Origin of the sequence: Bacillus sp. Au-Bac7 (assembly GCF_021341655.1) — a bacterium.
Lineage (GTDB): Bacteria > Bacillota > Bacilli > Bacillales > Cytobacillaceae > Niallia.
This window is the reverse complement of the sequence record NZ_JAJTTG010000038.1, coordinates 1-4291: the sequence shown is the minus strand read 5'-3', so window position 1 is coordinate 4291 and position 4291 is coordinate 1. Positions and strand designations below refer to the sequence as shown.

The 4291-nt window shown below is 29.3% G+C and carries 5 protein-coding genes; 3 read left to right on the top strand and 2 right to left on the bottom strand.

Going from position 1 to position 4291, the window contains the following annotated elements:
- Positions 1 to 210 (top strand): hypothetical protein (locus LXM54_RS27570; protein ID WP_233319533.1); only part of this gene is annotated, 210 nt, incomplete at its 5' end.
- An 83-nt stretch (positions 211 to 293) separates the two neighbouring features.
- Here LXM54_RS27570 and LXM54_RS27565 read toward each other — a convergent pair.
- Positions 294 to 1493, bottom strand: a complete 1200-nt coding sequence (locus tag LXM54_RS27565) for a replication initiation protein (protein WP_192486553.1) — start codon at positions 1491 to 1493, stop codon at positions 294 to 296.
- A gap of 521 nt (positions 1494 to 2014) precedes the next feature.
- On the opposite strand from LXM54_RS27565, the gene LXM54_RS27560 reads away from it, so the two are divergent.
- Together LXM54_RS27560 and LXM54_RS27555 are read left to right on the top strand one after the other, a co-directional pair.
- Positions 2015 to 2812 (top strand): ParA family protein, encoded by a 798-nt coding sequence (locus LXM54_RS27560; protein WP_128310140.1) that lies wholly within the window; start codon positions 2015 to 2017, stop codon positions 2810 to 2812.
- On the top strand, positions 2796 to 3050 hold the full coding sequence (locus tag LXM54_RS27555; RefSeq protein WP_233319532.1) for a hypothetical protein: 255 nt from the start codon (positions 2796 to 2798) through the stop codon (positions 3048 to 3050). Before LXM54_RS27560 ends, LXM54_RS27555 begins: the two co-directional genes overlap by 17 nt.
- A gap of 270 nt (positions 3051 to 3320) precedes the next feature.
- Here LXM54_RS27555 and LXM54_RS27550 read toward each other — a convergent pair whose 3' ends face one another.
- Positions 3321 to 4163: a tyrosine-type recombinase/integrase gene (locus LXM54_RS27550; protein WP_233319529.1), complete on the bottom strand. Its 843-nt coding sequence runs from the start codon at positions 4161 to 4163 to the stop codon at positions 3321 to 3323.
- Between the last annotated feature and the right edge of the window lie 128 nt (positions 4164 to 4291).

Sequence of the window (4291 nt, the reverse complement as noted above, 5' to 3'; positions counted from 1 at the left end):
TTCGTTGCTATTAGGAGCAACTTTTATATAATAACATATCATTTCATCGTCGTCAACTTCTACGAACAAACTTTTTTATTTTGTATAAAAAGAAAGTTTTTATTCGTTTTAGCGACATTTATTAATGTATCACCATTATTCGTGGAAGTCAACTTCTTTTTAAAGCTTCTTACTAATTTCTTCAATGAAGCGAGTTTCTATTCTACATAATAAACTCTTTTATAGCAATAGTAGTTAATTAAACAAGTATTAATAATTAAAAAGAACAAAAACCATAATGGTTTTTGTTCTTTTTAATTTAACATCATTTTTCCCCTACGATCATTCAATTCCTTCATTATTGCTTCCTTCTTTGAATTCCATAAATTTAAAGCATCATCTTCATTCATATATTTAATAAATGTTTGCAAAGCCTCATTCTTCATCATCCAGTCTGTTAAAAATTCTACTCTTTTAATTTTACGCTTTGGTATATGGCTCTTTATAAAATCTTGAATAGCATCATTAACAGGATCCACTTCAATAATTTCGTTACTTATCTCATTCTTTAACTTGTATGTGATAAATCCTATTGGATTTTCTATTTTATAATTATCTCTAATTGACTCCATTACTTGAATTACATTTCTTTTCCCATACTCCAACCAGTTTTGTATAGTTTTATTCGGTACTTTGAAACCTAAATCATTCGCCAAACTTTTGATATCATTAATATCATTTTTAGAAACAACAAAAAGATCTTTTTCAAGTTCTTCTGTATTTAACACTTCAGTTTTAATGGAATTAGATATCGGAACTGGTAGAGGTTGAATAATGGAATCTTTAGGTTTTATAAAGAATTTAATTTCTTTAACAGCTCTTCCTTGTTTAATCTCTTGAAATTCAAATGTAATATCTGATTTTTTGTTTATCTGTTTTTGAGAAGGCAGTAATACTCGTTGCTTAAAATTCCCGTAAGCAGGATATATATTTGTTGCCCCTAACTTATGTCTAAGATCTTCCATATTGAAAGTTCTTTCTTTTAAACGTTCATATTGCTTTAGTAGCTCGTATATCCTTATAGAATAATGTCCCTTTAGTTTACTTACATTTTTTAAATGATAAGATGTAAACTCCTTTTTCAATTCTAATAAATATGGGGTAAGAAATTTATGGAGTGTAAGCTCAATGGTTCCTTTTTTATAGTTGTAATCAGCTTGGGATAACCATTGAACTTGTACCAATCTTTCCTCGAACCTAATTTCATAAATTTTAGCTAACATATTTCTCGTAATTTCTTCTAGTTCCTTATATCTCGTATTACTATTACCGCCAATCAATTTAATGAAATCTTTTATTGTAAAAGTGTAAGATTGAAACTCCTTATCATTCGGTTGCACTAAACTAATAAGTGTTAAGATGATTTTTTGTTCTATCTCAGTTAATTTATATGCTGCTTCAATAAGCTGATTTGATTTTGTAATTAAGTTGTCCGCGCTTATTTTGGATCCCATATCAAAACTCCTTTTTAATGATCATTCTAAAATATAACAAAGAATGCAAAGGAGCGTCTACTTCAGGTTATATTTCCGAAAATTCAGAATCAGTTTTCGGAAATTACTCAGTTTTTGTTATAGTTTACTCAGTTTTTGTTATAGTTTACTCAGTTTTTGTTATAGTTAAGACTCAGTTTTTGTTATAGTTTACTCAGTTTTTGTTATAGTTTACTCAGTTTTTGTTATAGTTTACTCAGTTTTTGTTATAGTTAAGGTCTCTGAACCCTTGGTACATAAGAGTTTTAAGCCTCTGAAAACAATAAAAACAATAAAAACAATAAAAACAATATATGATAAAACAATCAAAACAATACTTGGTGAATGATTAATTTTTCATTATTTCTGTCTATTTAAAATAATGAATTAATAGTTCTGCTAATAAAGTTGTTATATTTTATAATATTAAAGGATTTCAATTATTTTTCTAGAAAGGTTTATATAAATAAAAGAAGAAAACAACGTTGGAAGGAGGCGTGGTTTTGGCTATTACTATTACAATGGGAATACAAAAAGGTGGTTGCGGGAAATCCACTACTGCTGGAATACTAGCATATTTATTAAGCAGAGATGGCTATAAGGTGTTAGCCATAGATATGGATTCTCAAGGTAATTTAACTGAATTAATATCTAATCAACCTTCTAATGAATTTGTAGGAAAATCAATACTAGAAGCAATGCAGAATCAAAATATGAAAGATTACATCCTACCTATAGGAAAAAATTTAGATTTACTTCCTGCTACTAATTTTTTAGCTACTTTTCCAAGATGGATTTATACGGGAAGAACATATAAAGGTGATAGTATTCCTTTCAAAGGAATACCTAGTTTAATTCTAGATCAAAGTTTAGATGATATAAGAAGTGAGTATGATTTCATTATTATTGATACACCACCGTCATTGTCAGAACAAACAACTAATGCATTATGTGCTAGTGAATATGTAGTAGTGTTGTTTGAGTGTTCTAACTGGTGCTACTCAGCAATTCCTAACTTCATGGAATCCGTCGCCAGTGCTAAAAAACATGGAAATAGAGGTACTGAGGTAATAGGAATTTTAAGAACATTAAATGACTTAAGAAGAAGTGATGCCAAAGCATTTAATGAAATGATTACAGAAGATTATCCTAACGAAGTATTTAAAACTGTTATTAATAGAAGAGCTCCTATTGGTCGTTTAGCTTTATATGGATTCAATAAAAACTCAGAGTTAAAACCGGCTTTACTACAATATGAGCAATTTTATAAGGAGTTGATAGATCGTGTCCAAAGTAAATGATATTAAAAATTTGAAGCGGCTTCAAAAGCAAATTACGCCATCACAAGCTTTAGCTGAAGAAATTATTGAAGAGAAAACATTTAAGCAGGAAAAAAAGTTAATAAGAAAACGAGTATCTTTTGATTTAAGAACAGACTTACATAGAGAATTAAAAATGCAATCTTTATTGCAAGAAAAAAACATCTATATTTTAATTGAAGAAGCATTAGAGAAATATCTAAATAAGATTAAAGAATAATTTTGTGCATCCAATATTTGAGTGCGTAGAATTATTTTATCCGCAGTTAACATAATGCATCTTATCCAAAGCAGCACCCTAAACAAAAGACGGAATCCGGCCATATTCGGGCAAATTCCGTCTTTTTCCCTTCGGGAAATAATCAAAAAAAGGACTAAAATTGATAAGAACAATCTCTTATTTACTTCATCTTTCTTACGAATTCTATTTAATAGTCCATTTGACATTGGTATTATAAAAATTAATTTGGGTAAATACTAAATAAACAACTCACCCTAGCGTATCGCTAATAAAAGTTTTTTGTATCGCCTCTTCTAATTCTAATTGTTTCATCCTGGATTTTGCATATCTTTTAGTTACATTTATATCTTTATGACCAGCTAATTTTGAAACAATCTCCAAGCCTACGCCTTTATCTATAAGCTTTTGACAGAAAGTATGTCTTAATTTATGTGGATGAACATTATACTTCTTCAACATATATTGAATTGATCTTTCTGTTAGCCGCTCATTAGATCTTGAAGTAAATAAAGCTTCATCACTGTTAAACGAATCACAGTATTTATGAAGATATTCCTTAGCTTCTTCTGACAATGGAATAACTCTCTCTTCACCAGTTATTCCATTTTTAACGATTAACTGCTTTTTTATAAGATCAATATTCGACTTATTTAAAGAACATAATTCAGATACTCTAATACCTGTATGGAGCAATAAATAAACGATAGCTATATTTCTTCCATGCCCATCTTTTTTAACTTTTTGAAGCAGCTGATTGTACTCAAAAGATGTTAAAATTTCTAATTCTCCCTTTTTTTCTATAGGCATAACTTTAATATCTAAAATTATTTCTGGACGTCTCAAGAACTTAGCGAAGGTTCTAATAGAACCAAGTATTTTATCAATAGTTATTGGACTTTTCCCCTGCTGCTCTAAAAAAGAGAGATAATTTTGAACATCTTGCTGAGATATGTTCTCTAAATAAGTAGGATATTTGTAGAGCCAGTCTTGAAATTTTTTCATTTCACGTTGATAAGTAGTGACGGTGTTAACAGATTTGCCTTCTGTTTCAAGCCAGTCTGCAAATTGACTAATTACATTAGATTTTTGCACTTTATCACCCCTAAACTCAGACTTGGTACCTTACTTAATATCTTAAATCATAAAAAGAAAGAAGTAAACTTCCGCGATGAATTTCAAAAAAAAGGGGATAGTAGCCTAACGACTACTATCCCCTTTTG

Bases quoted from the DNA above. Each gene is read 5' to 3' on its own strand.
- LXM54_RS27565 (WP_192486553.1), bottom strand. From the start codon at position 1,493: ATGGGATCCAAAATAAGCGCGGACAACTTAATTACAAAATCAAATCAG.